The organism is uncultured Eubacterium sp. (genome assembly GCF_945980375.1).
Lineage (GTDB): Bacteria > Bacillota > Clostridia > Oscillospirales > Acutalibacteraceae > Eubacterium_R.
Genome location: NZ_CAMFQO010000018.1, coordinates 1 through 19,097, shown reverse-complemented (window position 1 = coordinate 19,097; position 19,097 = coordinate 1). Strand labels below are relative to the sequence as shown.

The 19,097-nt window shown below is 38.0% G+C and carries 21 protein-coding genes; 17 read left to right on the top strand and 4 right to left on the bottom strand.

The annotated features are described in order from the left end of the window. Nucleotides 1-27 precede the first annotated feature (27 nt). The 9 genes from ruvX to thrC all read left to right on the top strand — a co-directional run bounded on the left by ruvX (nucleotide 28) and on the right by thrC (nucleotide 7,487). Entirely contained in the window at nucleotides 28-438 is a 411-nt protein-coding gene (gene ruvX / locus Q0P34_RS05915) for a Holliday junction resolvase RuvX (protein ID WP_294954234.1), read from the top strand. 40 nt (nucleotides 439-478) lie between these two features. After that, entirely contained in the window at nucleotides 479-1,018 is a 540-nt protein-coding gene (locus Q0P34_RS05910; protein ID WP_294954231.1) for a hypothetical protein, read from the top strand. Beyond that, a complete protein-coding gene (locus Q0P34_RS05905) occupies nucleotides 1,015-2,859 on the top strand; it encodes a TIGR03960 family B12-binding radical SAM protein (protein WP_294954228.1) in 1,845 nt (614 codons plus the stop codon). Before Q0P34_RS05910 ends, Q0P34_RS05905 begins: the two co-directional genes overlap by 4 nt. After that, nucleotides 2,846-3,511 (top strand): TIGR03936 family radical SAM-associated protein, encoded by a 666-nt coding sequence (locus Q0P34_RS05900; RefSeq protein ID WP_294954225.1) that lies wholly within the window; start codon nucleotides 2,846-2,848, stop codon nucleotides 3,509-3,511. Before Q0P34_RS05905 ends, Q0P34_RS05900 begins: the two co-directional genes overlap by 14 nt. Before the next feature lie 155 nt (nucleotides 3,512-3,666). Further along, a complete protein-coding gene (rplS, locus tag Q0P34_RS05895; protein WP_178669289.1) occupies nucleotides 3,667-4,011 on the top strand; it encodes a 50S ribosomal protein L19 in 345 nt (114 codons plus the stop codon). Nucleotides 4,012-4,122: 111 nt separating this feature from the next. Then, a complete protein-coding gene (ylqF, locus tag Q0P34_RS05890) occupies nucleotides 4,123-4,986 on the top strand; it encodes a ribosome biogenesis GTPase YlqF (protein WP_294954223.1) in 864 nt (287 codons plus the stop codon). Continuing rightward, entirely contained in the window at nucleotides 4,983-5,612 is a 630-nt protein-coding gene (locus Q0P34_RS05885) for a ribonuclease HII (RefSeq protein WP_294954220.1), read from the top strand. Before ylqF ends, Q0P34_RS05885 begins: the two co-directional genes overlap by 4 nt. Continuing rightward, nucleotides 5,605-5,955, top strand: a complete 351-nt coding sequence (locus Q0P34_RS05880; RefSeq protein WP_294954217.1) for a YraN family protein — start codon at nucleotides 5,605-5,607, stop codon at nucleotides 5,953-5,955. Before Q0P34_RS05885 ends, Q0P34_RS05880 begins: the two co-directional genes overlap by 8 nt. 35 nt (nucleotides 5,956-5,990) lie before the next feature. Continuing rightward, nucleotides 5,991-7,487, top strand: a complete 1,497-nt coding sequence (thrC, locus tag Q0P34_RS05875) for a threonine synthase (protein ID WP_294954214.1) — start codon at nucleotides 5,991-5,993, stop codon at nucleotides 7,485-7,487. Between the two features lie 48 nt (nucleotides 7,488-7,535). Here thrC and Q0P34_RS05870 read toward each other — a convergent pair whose 3' ends face one another. Next, nucleotides 7,536-7,706, bottom strand: coding sequence for a DUF1540 domain-containing protein (locus Q0P34_RS05870; protein ID WP_294954212.1), 171 nt, complete (start codon nucleotides 7,704-7,706; stop codon nucleotides 7,536-7,538). 63 nt (nucleotides 7,707-7,769) lie between these two features. Between Q0P34_RS05870 and Q0P34_RS05865 the strand changes: the two genes are divergently transcribed. The 6 genes from Q0P34_RS05865 to spoIVA all read left to right on the top strand — a co-directional run bounded on the left by Q0P34_RS05865 (nucleotide 7,770) and on the right by spoIVA (nucleotide 14,812). After that, complete coding sequence (locus Q0P34_RS05865) at nucleotides 7,770-8,450, top strand: metallophosphoesterase (protein ID WP_294954209.1); 681 nt, start codon at nucleotides 7,770-7,772, stop codon at nucleotides 8,448-8,450. 99 nt (nucleotides 8,451-8,549) lie between these two features. Further along, on the top strand, nucleotides 8,550-9,830 hold the full coding sequence (gene tig, locus Q0P34_RS05860) for a trigger factor (protein ID WP_294954206.1): 1,281 nt from the start codon (nucleotides 8,550-8,552) through the stop codon (nucleotides 9,828-9,830). Between the two features lie 30 nt (nucleotides 9,831-9,860). Beyond that, the gene (clpP, locus tag Q0P34_RS05855) at nucleotides 9,861-10,451 is read left to right on the top strand and encodes an ATP-dependent Clp endopeptidase proteolytic subunit ClpP (protein ID WP_294954203.1); all 591 of its coding nucleotides are present in this window, start codon (nucleotides 9,861-9,863) and stop codon (nucleotides 10,449-10,451) included. A 12-nt stretch (nucleotides 10,452-10,463) separates the two neighbouring features. Beyond that, nucleotides 10,464-11,744: an ATP-dependent Clp protease ATP-binding subunit ClpX gene (clpX, locus tag Q0P34_RS05850; protein WP_294954200.1), complete on the top strand. Its 1,281-nt coding sequence runs from the start codon at nucleotides 10,464-10,466 to the stop codon at nucleotides 11,742-11,744. 102 nt (nucleotides 11,745-11,846) lie between these two features. Further along, a complete protein-coding gene (locus tag Q0P34_RS05845) occupies nucleotides 11,847-13,328 on the top strand; it encodes a DUF3794 domain-containing protein (RefSeq protein WP_294954197.1) in 1,482 nt (493 codons plus the stop codon). An 8-nt stretch (nucleotides 13,329-13,336) separates the two neighbouring features. Next, the gene (gene spoIVA / locus Q0P34_RS05840) at nucleotides 13,337-14,812 is read left to right on the top strand and encodes a stage IV sporulation protein A (RefSeq protein ID WP_294954195.1); all 1,476 of its coding nucleotides are present in this window, start codon (nucleotides 13,337-13,339) and stop codon (nucleotides 14,810-14,812) included. 17 nt (nucleotides 14,813-14,829) lie between these two features. Here spoIVA and Q0P34_RS05835 read toward each other — a convergent pair whose 3' ends face one another. Further along, nucleotides 14,830-15,108 carry a DUF1294 domain-containing protein gene (locus Q0P34_RS05835; RefSeq protein WP_294954192.1) on the bottom strand — a complete coding sequence of 93 codons (279 nt, stop codon included), beginning with the start codon at nucleotides 15,106-15,108 and terminating at the stop codon, nucleotides 14,830-14,832. Further along, on the bottom strand, nucleotides 15,098-15,388 hold the full coding sequence (locus Q0P34_RS05830) for a zinc-ribbon domain-containing protein (protein ID WP_294954189.1): 291 nt from the start codon (nucleotides 15,386-15,388) through the stop codon (nucleotides 15,098-15,100). The genes Q0P34_RS05835 and Q0P34_RS05830 overlap by 11 nt, the downstream gene beginning before the upstream one ends. Nucleotides 15,389-15,441: 53 nt before the next feature. Between Q0P34_RS05830 and Q0P34_RS05825 the strand changes: the two genes are divergently transcribed. After that, the gene (locus Q0P34_RS05825; RefSeq protein WP_294954186.1) at nucleotides 15,442-16,629 is read left to right on the top strand and encodes a family 10 glycosylhydrolase; all 1,188 of its coding nucleotides are present in this window, start codon (nucleotides 15,442-15,444) and stop codon (nucleotides 16,627-16,629) included. Here the strand turns inward: Q0P34_RS05825 and mtaB are convergent. Continuing rightward, complete coding sequence (gene mtaB, locus Q0P34_RS05820; protein WP_294954183.1) at nucleotides 16,592-17,878, bottom strand: tRNA (N(6)-L-threonylcarbamoyladenosine(37)-C(2))-methylthiotransferase MtaB; 1,287 nt, start codon at nucleotides 17,876-17,878, stop codon at nucleotides 16,592-16,594. The genes Q0P34_RS05825 and mtaB overlap by 38 nt on opposite strands. Before the next feature lie 85 nt (nucleotides 17,879-17,963). Here mtaB and Q0P34_RS05815 point away from each other — a divergent pair. Beyond that, nucleotides 17,964-19,097, top strand: a 1,134-nt coding sequence (locus Q0P34_RS05815) for a D-alanyl-D-alanine carboxypeptidase family protein (RefSeq protein WP_294954181.1), incomplete at its 3' end; no start/stop codon positions are given.

Genomic DNA, 19,097 nt, shown 5'->3' with positions numbered 1-19,097 from the left:
TGGTTTTCCTATTATTAATGAGGGAATATGAAAATACTATCGGTTGATTACGGTGATGTCAGAACAGGTATTGCCATATCTGATGTAAGGGGAATGCTTGCTTCACCGCTTTGTGTTATTGAACAGTCGTATCAGCCAAAGCTTGTTGATAGGATCGTTCAAATAGTTGAGGAAAATAAAATAGAAAAAATTGTTATCGGTCTGCCGAGAAATATGGACGGCAGCTACGGATACAGATGTGATGAATGTCGCTCGCTCGGAGATGCAATTGCCCAAAAAATTGATGTTGACATATTTTATGAGGATGAACGGCTTACAACCGTAATGGCTCATAATGTTCTTTCCGATAACAATGTAAGAGGAAAAAAGAGAAAGCAAACGGTTGACGCCGTGTCTGCTGTTATGATTTTGCAAAGCTTTTTGGATAAAAACAGGTGATTAACCGCCTTGAATCATCGTATTTATTTATGGTGGTTTAATGAGGTTTAAGCTTTTCAATGTTGATTTTGAAATCAGCTATTTGTTTTTTGCAATCCTTTCGGTTGCTCTGTTTTCAAATAATATAAGCTTTTTGATTGTTATTTTGTTTTCGTCCCTGCACGAATTGGGGCATATTGCTTCTCTTTATATGCTTGGCGGTAGGGCGGATAAGATTACTGTATCCTTTTACGGAATCGGCTTGAAGCACAGCTCACAGCTGTCCTCCTGCAGAGAAATAGCCTTTTTAATGTCGGGAATAGCTGTTAATCTTGTTTTTGCAGCTTTTGATGTATACAGGGATATTAATTGTGCCTTGATTTTTGCAAATGCTTTACCGATTTATCCTTTGGATATGGGAAGGTGCCTTATGCTTATTTTTGATGAGCTTCTCGGTGTAGGCAAGTCCTACCGTATTATGTATACAGTCAGTGCGTTACTTACGGCATTACTGCTTTTGTATTCTGTTCTTTGTGCAAAATACAACTTGTTGTTTATTTCATTGTATTTAGCCTTTTGGCTGATTAGAGGTAATTTATGATAAAAAAAGAGGTTGAAAAAATATTACAGTATGTTCAAAAGCCTGCAAGATATGTTGGCGGAGAGTTGAACAGTGTTGTTAAAAATCCCAATGAGGTTGATATTAGATATGCCTTTTGTTTTCCTGATATTTACGAAATAGGAATGAGCCATCTCGGAATGAAAATTCTTTACGGTCTTGTTAATGAGCGACAGGATGCTTGGTGTGAAAGGGTGTTTGCTCCCGATGTTGATATGGAGGAGCAGATGAGAAAAAACAATGTTCCTCTATTTGCGCTTGAAAGCGGTGACTATATTAAGGATTTTGATATTATCGGCTTTACTCTTATGTATGAGCTTTGCTATACCAATGTTCTTAATATGCTTGATTTGGCGGGTATTCCGCTGTATTCAAAGGATAGGGATGAGCTTACTCCTGTTATTTGTTGCGGAGGGCCATGTGCTTGCAATCCCGAGCCTATTGCCGATTTTATGGATATTGTGTTTTTGGGTGACGGTGAGGAAAGCACAAACGAGGTGCTTGATCTTCTAAAGCATTGCAAGCAAAACGGATTGTCCAAAAAGGAATTTTTGCTCAAAGCAAAGGATATAACCGGTGTGTATGTGCCGTCATTTTATGAAGATAGCTATAATGATGACGGAACACTTAAGGAGCTAAAGGCAACGAATAATGCTCCTAAAAGTGTAAAAAAATCCATTGTATCCGATATGAACAAATGCTACTATCCAAAGGAATTTGTTGTTCCGTTTATTAATATTGTTCACGACAGAGCGGTTGAGGAAATCTTCAGAGGCTGTATCAGAGGATGTCGATTTTGCCAGGCAGGCTTTATTTATCGTCCTATAAGAGAAAAAAGTGTTGAAACAATTAATGCTCAAAGCAAGGCTTTGATAGAATCAACAGGCTATGATGAACTGTCACTTTGCTCACTGTCAACATCCGATCATTCAAAGGTAAATGAGATGCTGACGTCTCTAATTGATTGGACCGTTAAGGATAAAATTAATCTTTCTTTGCCAAGTCTTCGTGTTGATAATTTCTCGGACGAGCTTGTTGATAAGCTTAATAAGGTGCGTAAAAGCGGATTGACCTTTGCACCCGAAGCCGGAACTCAAAGGCTTCGTGATGTAATAAATAAAAATGTTACACAGGAAGAGGTAATAAATACCTGTACCAAGGCGTTTGATAATGGTTGGACAACCGTTAAGCTTTATTTTATGATGGGTCTGCCGACTGAAACAATGGAGGACATTGAGGGTATTGCAAATCTCGGTATGGAGGTTGTTCACGCATTTTATAAAAATCCCAATCGGCAAAAGGGTACCGGTTTGCAGGTGAACATCTCCTGCTCGTCCTTTATTCCAAAGCCGTTTACTCCTTTTCAGTGGGAACCTGAGGATTCTATGGATTCACTTAAAGCAAAGCAAAAGCATCTGCTTGAGTCTATCCCGTCAAAGAAAATCAGGGTGTCATACCATGAAACACCTACATCATTGCTTGAGGGTGTGCTTGCAAGAGGCGACCGAAGATTGTCGGCAGTTATCCATTCAGCCTTCAAAAACGGATGCAAGTTTGATTCCTGGGATGAGCATTTTAAGTTTGACGCTTGGTTAAGGGCGTTTGAGGATAACGGTATTGACCCTTATTTTTATACTCAAAGAAAAAGAGAGTTTTCAGAGCTTTTGCCTTGGGATCATCTTGATTACGGTATCAGCCGTAAATTCCTTGAAAATGAAAACTTAAAGGCTCACCAAAATACAACTACTCCGCATTGCAGAATAAAGTGTGCAGGCTGTGGAGCAAACAGACTCAACGGAGGTCATTGCGATGCGAGAGATTAGATTGAGATTTTCAAAAACAGGTCAGGCAAAATACATTAGTCATTTGGATACAAATCGTGTGTTTTCGCGTGCATTTGCAAGGGCCAAGCTTAATCTGTGGTTTACACAGGGCTTTAATCCCCATCCGTATATGAGTTTTTCGCTTCCGCTTTCTCTCGGCGTAGAAAGCCTGTGTGAAAATGTTGATATCAGAATTCTTGATGATATTTCCAATGATGAGGTTAAAAAACGTGTTAATGACGCATTACCGCTTGGCATAAGAATTTTGGATGTATATGATGATTTTATGGATTGTCACGAAATTGTATACAGCGATTATGTGTATAAATTTGAGTTTTTGGATAACGAAAAGGCACTTGAAAAAATAAAAGAGGTTTTGCAAAGCGATACCATAATGGCACAGAAAAAGGGCAAGCAAGGCAAAAGGCGAGTGCTTAAGGAAACCGACATCAAGCAGTTTATAGAAAAATATTCGATTTCAATAAGAGATAATCAAATAGTTTTGAACATCAGATTGCTTGCCGGACCTGATAAAAACTTAAATCCGTCGTTGCTTTTTGATACTATAATCAGGCTTATAGATATGGATTATGAGTGGAAAAGCATTGGCAGAATCAACCTTTTGACAAAAGATTTCAAAGAATATAAATAAAATGCTTGCATTTTTAATAAACATATGCTATTATATATCAGCATTTATCCGTTGCATATCCCTGCAACGCGTAAAATGTAGCGTTTCGCATTTTAGAAGATGGTCCGCTTTCTTTACGATATGAACATCTCATAAATTATAAAGGAGGAAATAAAATGGACGCACTTAAGATTATCGCACAGGACAACATCAAGGCTGAGGTACCAAAGTTTAACATTGGTGACACAGTAAAGGTATCCGTAAACATCCGCGAAGGTCAGAGAGAGAGAATTCAGAACTTTGAGGGTACAGTTATTGCCAAGAGAGGTTCAGGCATTTCCGAAACCTTCACTGTACGTAGAGTATCTTACGGTGTAGGTATTGAACGTGTATTCCCGATTCATTCACCAAACGTTGTAGACGTTAAGGTTATCCGTGCAGGTAAGGTTAGAAGAGCAAAGCTTTACTATCTCCGTGATAGAGTGGGTAAGGCAGCTAAGGTTAAGGAAGCTATTAAGTAATAACCTAAAAAACAGTCGTATCGCGGGCTTTCCTGTGGTACGGCTTATTTTTATAGTGTTTGATATTATTTTGTGTTTGTTGTATAATAAACCAAAAGGCAGGTGTGATTTATGCCGGAGTTGATAAAACAAAATGTTCAATGGTTCCCGGGACATATGGCAAAAACAAGACGACTGATTAAGGAATCGTTGAATCTTGTTGACGGTGTTGTAGAAATTCTTGATGCAAGAGTGCCGTATAGCTCGCAAAATCCCGAGCTTGATTCTATTGTAAAAAATAAGCCGAGAATTGTTTTGCTCAACAAATGCGATGTTGCAAATCCAACTGCAACATCAATGTGGATTAAGCATTTTGAGGACAAGGGCAAATATGCCATTGCTGTTGATTGCAAAACAGGTAAAGGACTCAATAGATTTGATGATGTTGTTAAAAGTGCGTTGGCTGATGTTATAAAACGCAATGAACAAAAGGGAATGAGCAAAAAGCCGTTAAGGCTTATGGTTGTCGGTATTCCCAATACAGGCAAGTCGTCCTTTATAAACCGTATGGGCAAGAATGCTAAAGCAAAGGTAGCCGACAAGGCAGGTGTTACCAAGCAAAATCAATGGTTTGTTGTCGGTAACGGAATCGAACTGCTTGACACTCCCGGCGTGCTTTGGCCGAAGTTTGATGACCCGGAGGTTGGCGATAAGCTTGCTTTTATCGGCTCGGTAAAGGATGAGGTAACAGACAAAGAAACCATTGCCTGCAGATTGCTTGAAAGCCTTGCAAGGACTAATCCACAGGCAATAGAGCAACGATATAAAATTACAGGAGTTGAGCTCTTGCAGGGATGGGAAATCCTTGAAATGATAGGCCGTAAACGAGGATTCCTTGTTAAAGGCGGAGAAATAGATTATGAGCGTTCTTCCGTAATTGTCGCAGATGAATTCAGAGGAGGAAAGCTGGGTAGAATTACCCTTGAATTGCCATGATGAATAATACGGACATTGATTGGCTTGAATATGAAAACAAAGCCTATGATAACGGATACAAAACAGTATGCGGAGTTGATGAGGCTGGAAGAGGTCCTCTTGCAGGTCCTGTTTTTGCCGCGGCAGTTGTACTGAGAAAAGGTCAAATTATTGAGGGCGTAAATGATTCAAAAAAGCTTTCCGAAAAAAAGCGAGAGGCTCTTTTTGATAAAATTAAGGAAGAAGCCCTGTACTATTGCATTTCACTTGTCGATGAAAAAACCATTGACGATGTTAACATTCTTAACGCAACCTTTATTGCTATGAATAATGCAATAAACGGTTTAGCGGTCAAGCCCGATTATGCATTGATAGACGGCAATAGGATTCCAAAGGGTATTGATATTGACTGTGAGGCTGTTGTTAAGGGTGATGCAAAATCGGCATCTGTTGCCGCCGCCTCAATTCTTGCAAAGGTGTCAAGGGATAGATATATGCTTACTATGGCTGAAAAGTATCCTCAATACAAATTTGAAAAGCATAAGGGCTACGGAACAAAGCTTCATTACGAAATGCTTGATGAATACGGACCAAGTGAAATTCACAGAAAATCTTTTTTGAAAACATGGTACGCAAAGAATGAATAACAGGGGACGCCTTGCCGAGATGAAGGCTGCAAACTATCTTCGCTCAAAGGGATATTATCTTTTAGAACACAGCTTTAAATCACGATTCGGCGAGATAGATTTGATTTTTGAATACAACGGCTTCATAGTTTTTGCAGAGGTTAAGGCAAGAGGAGAAAACTCCATTGCCTTGCCAAGAGAATTTGTTGATGAAATTAAGCAACAAAAAATTATTGCAACTGCAAACCTGTATATGCAACGATATAAGGTAAATTTGCAGCCGAGATTTGATGTTATTGAGGTTTTTTTGGAAAATAACATAATAAAATCAATTAAACATCTTGAAAATGCTTTTACTTTGTAATAGAATATTACTAATAATTTTTAGGAGGACATATTATGTTCTATACTTCTACAAGAAATAAAAACATAAAGGTTACTTCTGCACAAGCTATTGCACAGGGAATAAGCGAAGAGGGAGGCCTCTTTGTTCCTTGCGAGCTTCCGCAGTTTTCATTAGATAAAATTGCCTCAATGGTAGATATGCCTTATACCCAAAGGGCAAAAACCGTTCTAAAGGATTTCCTGACCGATTTCACAGAGGAGGAGCTTGATTACTGTGTAAACGGTGCTTATGCTGCTGAAAAGTTTTCTTCACCGAAAATTGCACCAACCGTAAATGTATGCGGTAATAAGAATATACTTGAGCTTTGGCACGGTCCTACCTGTGCATTTAAGGATATGGCTTTACAGCTTTTACCTTATTTGATGACTGTTTCCGCAAAGAAAACAGCAGACGGCAAAACAATAGTTATACTTGTTGCAACATCGGGCGATACAGGTAAGGCTGCTCTTGAGGGCTTTAAGGATGTTGATAATACAAGAATACTTGTGTTCTATCCCGTTGACGGTGTTTCACCTATGCAAAAGCTTCAAATGACAACACAGGAGGGTAATAATGTTTCCGTATGTGCTATCAACGGAAACTTTGATGATGCTCAAAGTGCTGTTAAGGCTATCTTTACAAATGATGATATTAAGGCACAGCTTCAAAGCAAGAATATGATGTTCTCATCGGCAAACTCAATCAATTGGGGAAGATTGGTTCCGCAGATTGTTTACTATTTTTCAACCTACTGCGACATGGTTGAGCAAAATAGAATTGCCCTTGGTGACGCAATAAATGTTGTTGTTCCTACCGGAAACTTCGGTAACATTCTTGCTGCTTACTACGCAAAGAAAATGGGTCTGCCTATCAAAAAGCTTGTGTGCGCTTCTAACAGCAATAATGTTCTTACCGATTTCCTCAAATCAGGCGAGTACAACAAAAACAGACAGTTCTTTACAACAACCTCTCCTTCTATGGATATTCTTATTTCATCAAATCTTGAAAGATTGCTTTACCATATGAGCGGCGAGGACGACAGCCTTGTTAACGATTTGATGAATGCGCTTTCAACTGACGGTAAATATGAGGTATCAAAAACACTTATTGAGTCAATTCAAGAGGTGTTTGATGCAGGCTGCTGTGACGAAGCAAGCGTAGATTCAACAATTAAGGAACATTTTGAAAAGTATAATTATCTTTGCGATACTCACACAGCAGTTGCAGTTAATGTATATGACGAATATGTTGCACGCACAGGCGATGATATTCCTACCGTTATCGATTCAACTGCATCACCCTATAAATTTTCAAAGAGCGTTCTCACTGCTATTCTTGATGGCAAAAAACTCGATTTGGATGAATTTGATATGGTTGGAGAGCTTAACAGGATTTCCGGTGTTGATGTACCAAAGCCTCTTCAGTCACTTAAAGACAAGGCCATTCGTTTTGACAATGTTTGCGATAAAGAAAATATGAGCGAAATGGTATTTAAGCTTTTGAAATTATAAAGAATAAAGAGGCTCAATGAGCCTCTTTAATATTACTTGTTTGTTTTGTTAGCAGTTTGTACAGCAATCGTTGCACTCGAAGGTTTCGCAATTTGTTTCAGACATTGATTTTGCGTTTGTGCTGCCTACCTTAATGCTGCCTGCTGTACAGCAGTTTGACATATCGTGGTGGATACAGTTTTTAACCTCACAGCTGATTCCTTTAATTTCTTGCTTCATTTTTTTCACTCCCTTCAGCTTTAGTATTCGAAGTATTTTGTTTTTTATTCAAGGAGATCATTTATGTCACTTTTTGCTATTGCCGATACTCATTTATCCTTTGGAACAGATAAGCCTATGGATTCTTTTCCGGGATGGAATGATTATGTAGACAGAATTGAAAAAAATTGGAATAAAATTGTAACCGACGACGATACTGTTGTAATTGCGGGTGATATAAGCTGGGCTATGAATTTTGATGAATTAAAGGCAGACTTTGATTTCATTGAAAGGCTAAACGGCAAAAAAATCATACTCAAGGGCAATCACGATTATTGGTGGAACACTTCAAAAAAGATGAATGATTTTATTGAATCGCAGAGATACAAAACGATAAGCATTCTATTCAATAATTCCTATGATGTAGACGGTGTATCGGTTTGCGGTAGCAGAGGATGGCTTTTTGATGTTGATGATGAACACGATGAAAAGGTACTTAACCGTGAGGTAGGCAGATTAAGGCTTTCCTTGGAAAGTGCCGTTAATGATGAAATAATTGTATTTTTGCATTATCCGCCTGTTACAACAGATACAAAGTGTGATGAAATTTTGAATTTGTTAAAGGAATACGGTATAAAAAAATGCTATTATGGGCATCTTCACGGTATAGCAGCAAAAAAAGCCGTTGATGATGTTGTTGACGGAATAGAGTTTAGACTTATCTCATGTGACCGTCTTGGATTTATTCCAAAGCTTATAAGATAATATATAATAATTATTTTAATAAATATGTTGAAAAGTATTTGCAGATATGATATAATGCTACGGTATCAAATTGTAAAATAATTAAGGAGGGTCATTATTATGGCACTTAAGTCATCTAATAAAATAGAGACAAATCTTTATGAACTTGAAATTACTATTGACGCAGAGGCTTTTACAGAGGCTTGTAAAAAGGCTTATTTGAAGCAGAGAAAGTCAATTCAAATCCCGGGCTTTCGTAAGGGTAAGGCTACACAGGGTATGATTGAAAAGGTATACGGCGAGGGTGTATTTTACGAAGAGGCTCTTGAGATTGTATATCCCGAGTATGTAGGAGCTGCTTTTGAGGAGGCAGGTCTTAACGTTATCGATCAGCCTGCTGATGTGGATTTTCCTGTAATGAGCAAGTCAGAGGGTGTTGTAATCACAATGAAGGTTACTACATATCCTGAGGTTAAGCTTGGTGAGTATAAGGGCATTAAGGGTAAGATGCTCGACACAGAGGCTACCGATGAGGATGTAGCCCAAGAGCTTAAAAATATGCAGGACAGAAATTCCCGTCTTATCGCAGTTGAGGACAGAGCATCCGAAATGGGCGATACCTGTGACATCAACTTTGAGGGATTTGTTGACGGTGTTGCATTTGAAGGTGGTAAGGGCGAAAACTATCCTCTTGAGCTTGGCTCAAACAGCTTCATTCCCGGCTTTGAGGAGCAGGTTGCAGGTCACAAGACCGGTGAGAAATTTGATGTTAACGTAACCTTCCCTGAGCAGTACGAGCCTTCACTTGCAGGTAAGGACGCTGTTTTCAAGTGCTCAATTAACGAAATCAAGACAAAGGAGCTTCCTGAGCTTGATGATGAATTTGCAAAGGATGTATCTGAATTTGATACTCTTGATGAGCTTAAGGCTGATTTGAAGAAGCAAATTTCAGAAAGAAAGGAAGCAAACGCAAAGACTGATTTTGAAAATCAAATTGTTGAGCAGATTTGCGACAATATGGAGGTTGAAATTCCTGAATGTATGTTCACTCAAAAATGTGATGAGATGGTTCAGGATTATGCATACAGATTGCAGATGCAGGGCCTTGACCTCAATACATATCTTCAGTACCTCGGTCAGACAATGGATCAGTTCAAGGAGCAGTTTATGGACGGTGCAAAGATGCAGGTTAAGACAAAGCTTGCTCTTGATGCTATTGTAAAGGCTGAAGGTATCGAGGCTACCGAAGAGGAAATCGAAGCAGAGGTTGCAAAGCTTGCAGAGCAGTATAATATGGAGGCAGAGCAAATCAAGGCTGCCGTTCCTCAGCAACAGCTTTCTGCCGATATTGTTACTCGCAAGGCAGTAGACTTTGTGGTTGAAAACGCTGTTAAGGAATAATTAATCTAAGTAAAAAGGATAGTGATTTTTATGGCGTCTATGCCTTATGTAATTGAACAGTCAAGCTCGGGCGAGCGCAGTGTAGATATTTTTTCAAGATTGTTGTCTGACAGAATTATTGTTTTGTCAGACGAGGTTAATGATCAAACTGCTTCACTTGTTGTTGCTCAGCTTCTCTTTTTAGAGAGTCAGGACAGCACAAAGGACATCTCATTATATATTAATTCGCCGGGCGGTTCTGTTACTGCCGGTATGGCAATTTACGATACAATGAATTATATCAAATGCGATGTGTCTACAATATGTGTAGGTATGGCTGCAAGTATGGGCGCATTTCTTTTGAGCAGCGGTGCAAAGGGCAAGAGAATTGCTCTTCCCAACAGTGAAATCCTTATTCATCAGCCTCTCGTTGGAGGTAACGGCATAACAGGTCAGGCTACTGATGTTGAGATTGCTGCAAAGAATCTTTTAAGAACAAAGGAAAAGCTTAACAGAATTCTTGCTCAAAACTGCGGTAAGGATTACGAAACTCTTGTTAAGGATACTGACAGAGATAATTGGATGTCTGCTAATGAAGCAATGGAATACGGCCTTGTTGATAAGGTAATCGAGAAAAGATAAGGAGTATCGATTTTGGCAAAAGACGATTCTAATGTAAGAATGGAAAAATGTTCGTTTTGCGGTAAAAGTGAAGCGATGGTTCATCAGCTTATTGAGGGCCCGGGTGTTTTCATTTGTGATGAGTGTGTTAGCTTGTGCAGTGACCTTATCAATCAGCATCGACCTTCAAAAAATACTCAGGATTTTCCAAAGGATATGGTTATACCAAAGCCAAAGGAAATTAAAGAAAAGCTTGATGAATATGTTGTCGGTCAGGATGAGGCAAAGAAAAGCTTGTCCGTTGCCGTGTATAATCATTATAAAAGAATATTTCACGGCGGTAACGGTGATGTTGATTTGCAAAAAAGTAATATTCTTTTGCTCGGTCCGACCGGTGTCGGTAAAACAATGCTCGCACAGACCTTGGCAAAAATATTGGATGTTCCGTTTGCTATTGCCGATGCTACAACTCTTACCGAGGCAGGATATGTCGGTGAGGATGTTGAAAATATCCTGTTAAGACTTATTCAGGCAGCGGATTTTGATATCGAAAAGGCTCAAAGAGGTATCATTTATGTTGATGAGATTGACAAAATCTCTCGCAAAAGTGAAAATCGCTCAATAACAAGAGATGTCAGCGGTGAGGGTGTTCAACAGGCACTTCTCAAAATACTTGAGGGCACTGTTTCCAATGTTCCACCCGGAGGCGGAAGAAAGCATCCGCAACAGGAATTTATTCAAATTGATACAACTAATATTCTTTTCATATGCGGCGGAGCATTTGACGGAATAGATAAAATTGTTGAAAAGCGTTTGGGTAAGGGCTCACTTGGCTTTGAGTCGGAGCTTGCAAAGAATATTGAAAACAAGGATGATGTGCTTAAAAATATTAACCAACATGATTTGGTTAAATACGGATTGATTCCTGAGCTTATAGGCAGAATACCTATCATAACGGTTTTGCAGGAGCTTGATAAGGAGGCTCTTGTGAAAATTATGACAGAACCCAAAAATTCCATCGTTAAGCAGTACACAAAGCTGTTTGAAATGGATGATGTTAAGCTTGAATTTGAGCCGAGAGCATTAGAGGCTATGGCTGATATTACACTTGAACGTAAAACAGGTGCAAGAGGCCTTCGCTCCGTATTTGAGGCAGTTTTGGGTGATTTGATGTTTACCGTCCCGTCTGATTATTCAATTGAAAAAATTGTTGTTACAGAGGATTCGGTAAAGAATTCCACACAACCATTACTGCTTACAAACAAGTCGAGAAAGCCTATTGTTCTTCACGCAAAGGATATTAAAAACGCATAATTTTTTATGACAGATTTAGTCTACACCTTTTGGTGTAGGCTTTTTTGTTATATTCCTTTATATACCTGCATACCTTTTACTGAAGTAGAAAGGAGCAAAAATATGGAACTTGAAAAAGAATATTCCTGCATAGAAAACAATGATTTAGTGTTAAGCAAGAATATCAGTATTGACAAAAGCTATCAGGAAACACCCGAGGCATACCTTGATGATATATGCAAGGTGGTTAGGTGTACAAGTCATAGCTACATAACCTCCTGTGATATTAGGGACAGCTGTGCATATATAATGGGTAAAACAGAAATATGTCTTACTTATTTTAATGATAGTGACGAGCTTATTTATACTGATTTTGTTGAAGATTTTGATGAAACGGTAGAAATAGGCAATGTAAGTGAAAATGCATTTTGTTATGCAACAGTATGCGATAAATACTGTAATTACAGAATGATAAATCAAAGAAGGATAGATATACATTCCTCCTTTTGCATAAGTCTGTATGTATATGATAAAAAGAGCTGTTCGTGTATCAGTAAATGCGAAAACTCAAAGCTTCAGCTCAATAAAAGTAGAATTGCCTGTGTTGACAATGCAGTATTATCAAAACTTGATATTGAGGAATCATTTGTTCTTCCGTCAAATTCAAACGGAATTAAGCGAGTGGTGTGCTTTAATGTAGAATGTTGCAGTGTTGAAACAAAAATAATTAAGGATAAAATACTTGTTAAAGCTTCAATGTCACTGTATGTTTTATACAGCAATAATGATAATTGTCTTGATAGGGCAGAATACAGCTTTGATATTTCAAAAATAGTCGATGTTCCTGGTGTTGATGAAGCCTGCCATTGCATTGCAAAGCTTTGTAACGGCAGCTTGTTCGTAAAAGCAAAAAGCACAGATGAGGACAATGGCGGAGTAATAGACATATATGGAGATTTGTATTTAACCTGCGTTACTGTCAGAGAAAAAATGCAGGAGCTTGTTTTTGACGGATATGTATTAAATGCGGATACAAGCAATAAATATTCAACATTTAATTGCCTTTCAGGTTGCGAAATGTCTTGCAGGTCAAATTCTTCAAAGCTAAACTTTGAATTGCAAAACGAGATTGTCAAGGTTGAATTTCTTTGCGTAACACCTCATCAATGCAGTATTAAAAACAATAAATTGATTGTTGAATTTGAGATTTGTCTGATGTACACAGGCAAGGATAATACACTTCAATATGTTAATCAAATAAAAGCCGTTGAGCAAAATGTTACATCTGTTGATTTGGCAAATGATATAAGGATAACATCATTTGATTATACAATTTCGGGTGATAAAACAATTTGTGTCAATATATCATATGATTACTGCGGCTATTGCGGTAACGAAGCAAGCTACAACATTCTCAGCGAAATGGAAATTACACAGGAAAGAAAAAGCTATCCTGCCTTAACATTGTATTTTGCAAAGCAGAATGAAAGAGTATGGGATATTGCAAAGCAATTTTCCTCCGATATTGAGATGATTAAAAAAGAAAATAACATAACCGGTGATTGCCTTGAAACAAATAAGGTAATTCTCATCCCGGGAATATAGGAGGAAATATGAATACTGATATTTATAATGATATTTCAAAGCGTACAGGCGGCGACATATATATTGGTGTTGTAGGTCCTGTAAGAACGGGTAAATCAACCTTCATTAAAAGGTTTATGGAAAGCCTTGTAATACCTAACATAACCGACGACAGCATTAAGGAACGGGCAAAGGATGAACTCCCTCAATCGTCGGGCGGCAAAACTATTATGACGACCGAGCCAAAGTTCATACCCGAGGATGCTGTTGAGCTTTGCATTGACAAGGCGTCAAAGCTTAAGGTGCGGATGATAGATTGTGTAGGTTATATAGTTCCGAGCAGTGAGGGATATTATGAGGACGATGCTCCCCGAATGGTTACAACTCCATGGAGTGAAGAGGAAATACCGTTTAATCTTGCTGCCGAAATCGGTACAAAAAAGGTAATAGAGGAGCATTCAACAATAGGTCTTGTAGTTACTACTGACGGAAGCATCAGTCAAATTCCAAGACAGGAATATGAGGAAGCAGAAAAGCGTGTAATTGACGAATTAAAGGCGATAAATAAACCTTTTGTCGTTTTGCTTAATTGCACTAATCCAAACAGCAAAAGCTCAATAGAGCTTGCTAATGAGCTTTCAATTAGATATTCAAAGCAGGTAATACCTGTAAACTGTATTGAGCTTGATGAAAACAAGATTAAAGAAATAATAACCGGTATTTTGTATGAGTTCCCTGTATCGTGTATTAGCTTTAATTTGCCCAATTGGTTCAAGAGCCTTGATGACGATGATGAGCTTAGACAAAATATTTCGTCTGCCGTGTTAAAGGATGTAGGCTCAATATCTACAATTCGGTCGGTAAGCAGTTATATAGAGGGGCTTGCCGTTGTTGATGAAATTTCCGATGTAGAGATTAAATCGGCAGATTTGTCCTGTGGAAATGTATGCATTAATGCAAATATAGACAGCTCATATTTTTACGCTATCTTATCAAGAAAATGCTCAATAAAAATTGAAAATGAACGGGATTTAATGCAGGAAATATCCTATCTGTCAAAAATGAAAAAGGAATATTTACGGCTAAAGGACGCGTTAAATCAGGTGGAGCAAACAGGCTACGGTATTGTTATGCCAACCGTTGACGAGCTTTCGCTTGAGGACCCTGAAATAATGAAGCAGGGCGGAAAATACGGAGTAAGGCTAAAGGCTCATGCACCGTCAATACATATGATAAAATGCAACACATACACCGAGGTTGCTCCGATAGTAGGTAGTGAAAGTCAAAGCGAGGAGCTTGTGATGTATCTACTTAAGGAATTCGAAAATAACCCATCCCAGATTTGGGAAACAAACATTTTCGGCAAATCCTTACATTCTCTTGTCAGTGAGGGCTTAAATAATAAGCTTTATCGTATGCCCGAGGATGCGCGTGATAAATTTAGAGAAACTATTGAAAGAGTTATCAATGAGGGCTGCAGTGGCTTGATTTGCATTATACTGTAAAAAAATTCGGCAGTTATTTACTGCCGAATTTTTAGAATTACATATCCTAACAAAAGTGTTTGTACGATAATTATTATTGGAAAGCCGAGCATAAAGCTTTTGTGTTTTGTTTTATGATGTATTAAATTCATTGTTAAATAATTGCCAACTGCTCCGCCGAGGAGTGCAACACTCCATAAGGTTGCCTCCTTAATTCGCCATTTATTATGCTTTGCTTTGTACTTGTCAATAACGTTGATAAGTACACCGATAATATTAATGACGGCAAGATAAATTGTTAAAATATCAAACCTCAAAGGATTTTAACTCCTTAAGGTCATAGTTGCCTACTGCCAGCTGCTCACCGTTTTTCAAAGCCTTACCCTTGCTTGAATCAATACCGTATACAGCGGCACATTCAGGGCAAACAAGAAAATAAACATTCTCAAGCTTTACTAAAGGAAGGCTCGGAATTAGGGATGTATTCATATTTGAAAAGACAGAAAAGTTAACCTTTCTTTTGCAATTAGGACATTCAAGCTTCGCCGTTTGTCCTGCTTCGAGAATTCTTTTACTTTTGCCAAGTCTGTATTCCATAATGCTATCACCTCATATATTTATATAATACATTATTTGAAAGATGTGTTCAAGTGAAAAAAACAATTGCATTAATATTTATTTTTTGCTTAATGCTTTCATCATGCTCCGCGCCTGAATTAACCAATGATGAGAGCCCAACAAAATACAGAATAGCTGTATGGATTGCATATTATGAGCTACAAAAGTTTACTCAGGGAAATAATGAAGAAATATTCACCGATTTGGTTGACGAAGAATTCAAAAGGTTGAAGAAATATGGCTTTAATACAATTACAGTTCAGGTCAGACCCTGTGCAGATGCATTTTATAAATCAAACTATTTCCCCGTCAGCGAATATTTTAACGGAATACAGGGTGGGGAAATGCCGTATGATCCGCTTGAAATAATGTGTAGCCTTGCCGATAAACACGGTTTTCAAATTGAAGCATGGATTAATCCATACAGAGTCAGTCAAGGTGATGACTATGATAAGCTTGATAAAAACAGCTTTGCCGTGATAAATAAAAATATGACAAAAGCAGTTGATAATAAAATATACTTCAATCCGGCGTACGATGAGGTTAAACAGCTTATTGTAGACGGTGTTAGGGAAATAGTTGAAAATTACAGTATTGACGCAATACATTTTGATGATTATTTTTATCCAACCACATCTGCTGATTTTGATAAAAAGGAATACAAAAAATATAAGGGAGATTTGTCACTTGCCGATTGGCGCAGAGATAATGTAAACGATATGATACAAAAGGTATCAAATGTAATTAAAAGCATTAATCCAAACATAAAATTCGGAATCAGTCCTGCAGCTGATGTTGAGCGTGACAGGGAGGAGCTTTATGCCGATGTTGAGCTTTGGATAAAGAATAATTACATAGATTATATTTGCCCTCAGATATATTACGGCTTTAAGAATAACAGTATGCCTTTTATTCAAACGGTTAAAAAATGGGTTAGTCTTTGCAGAGACAGCGGTGTTGATTTGTTCATCGGTCTTGCATTATATAAGTCTAATACAAAGGATGAGTATGCATCATCATACGATAAAAATGCATTTAATGAATTTAAGAATAATAACAACATTATTGCAAGGCAAATAATATATATTTCTAAAATTAACGAAATAAAAGGATACTACATCTTCTCGCATTCCAATTTGTATGATAAGAAATCCAAGGATGAAGTATCCAATATGTTAAATGCTATGCAAAGCAACAATCAAGCTCAAAATCAGCCTTAGTGATTGTTACTTCTATTTCTTTACCGATAATGTCGTTCTCGCAGAAAATTCTGACAGGAACATAACCCCTTGTGTAGCCTTGATAGATATTTTCGTCAATTATATTTTCTATCAAAACATTTTGCTTTGTTCCGATAAGGCTTTCAAAATATCTCTGTCTTATCTTGTTTGTCTCTTCAATCATAACAGACGCTCTGTGCTCCTTTTCCTGCCTCGGAACATTGTCGCCTCTGCGTGATGCAGCAGTTCCTTTTCTTTCGGAATAGGGGAATGTATGTACCTTTTCAAAGCCTATTTCTTTTGCAAATGCAAGCGATTCTTCAAAGTCTTCAGTGTTTTCGTCATTAAAGCCTACCATAATATCGGTGGTTATTGTTGCGTCCTTAAAAGTACTGCGAAGCTTATTGCATAGCTGTCGGTATTCATCGGATGAATAATGACGGTTCATATTTTTTAATGTTCTGTCACAGCCGCTTTGCAGAGAAATATGAAATTGTGGACAAAGCTTTTCGTATTTTGAAAGTCCTTCAATAATGTCATCGGTAATGTGGTCAGGCTCAAGTGAGCCAAGGCGAACGCGAACAATGTTTTCATCGTCGTTGCAAACCCTTACCGCATCTACTATATTATAATCCTTGCCCCTTCCGTATGACGAAAGATTTATTCCTACAAGTACAATTTCCTTTATACCGTTTTTGCCTAAAGCAGCAATTTCGTTTTTCAAATCATTAAGATTCTTACTGCGTACTCTGCCTCTTGAGGTAGGAATGATACAGTATGAACAAAATCGATCACACCCATCCTCAATTTTTACAAATGCTCTTATCCTTTCGTTAAAGTGATTGATTGAGCATTGAGAAAATTCATCACCGGATTGGTGTCTGTCTATTTTTACAATTCTGTTATGACTTATGCTGTGCTGATTGATTAAATCAAGAATATCATCGTTGCTTTTGTTTGATAATACAATATCAGCTTCATACAATTCTTTGGCCTGCTCAGGAAATGCCTGAGGCATACAACCTGTTAAAATAACAACAGAGCTTGGGTGCTGACGCTTGAATTTTCTTACATTTTGCCTTGTCTTTTGATCGGCGGTTGCTGTTACGGTGCAGGAATTAATTATGTAATAGTCTGCTTCTTCGTTTGGCGGAACAATCTGAAATCCTGCATTTTTCATAGTTTCTGCCATATATTCGGTTTCGTATTGGTTAACCTTGCAACCGAGTGTATAAAATGCTGCTTTCATATTGCTTCCTCCTGATTTTTTGATATTATAACAAATTATCTTTACTAATACAATACAAAAATATTTCCGTTTGTGGTGATTTACAATGAAAAGAATACTATCCTGTATTATATGCATACTTTTGACAATTCAGGTGCCCTTTGTTGCTTATGCCGACAATGACACTGAAAAATCAAAAATAAATGCAAAATCCGTTGTTCTTATGGCAACAGACACAAAGGATGTGCTTTATAAGGAAAACGAGCTTGAGCATTTATCTCCCGCGTCTGTTACTAAAATTATGTCAATATTACTTTGCCTTGAGGCTCTTGACTCCGGAAAAATTAAGCTAACCGACAAGGTCACGGCTTCAAAAAATGCGGTGGCAATGGGCGGCTCTCAAATATGGCTTGAGGAAGGGGAGATAATGACAGTTGACGAGCTACTAAAGGCTGTTGTAATTGCAAGTGCAAATGATGCTTGCACAGCCTTGGGCGAGCACATTGCAGGCTCTGATGTCGCTTTTGTTAAAATGATGAATGATAGGGCTCAAGAGCTTGGACTCAAGAATACTAATTTTGAAAACTGCACCGGACTTGATGATACAACAAAAGCTCATTATTCCTGTGCATATGACCTTGCGGTTATTTCGAGCGAGGTAATGAAATATGATTTGATTAAGAATTATTCTACGATATGGTTAGACAGCCTGCGCGCAGGCAAAACAGAGCTTAACAATACAAATAAGCTTGTTAAATCGTATAAGGGTATAACAGGATTAAAAACAGGCACAACCTCTAACGCAGGATTTTGCGTTAGCGCAACCGCAAGTCGTGACGGACTAAATCTTGTGGCGGTTGTTTTAGGCTCGGACACAAGCGAGCATAGATTTCAAACTGCCGAATATTTGCTTGATAAGGGATTTGCAGAATATTCAAGCAGAAAAATAAAGATTGATAAAAACAAATTAACTCCCGTTAAGATTAATAACGGAAAGCAAAAGAGCATTATTCCAAGCTTAAGCGACACACAAAATATCGTTTTGCCAAAGGATAACGGTAAGTTGAAATGTGACTTCAAAATAAAAAAAGTGGTAAATGCACCTGTTAAAAAAGGCGACAGCCTCGGCAGTATTAAGGTTATTAGTAACGGTAAAACAGTTAAGGTTATTCCTCTGTATGCCGACAGGGGTGTAGATAAGGTTAACTCTGTCTCTTATACACATCTCCGAGCCCACGAG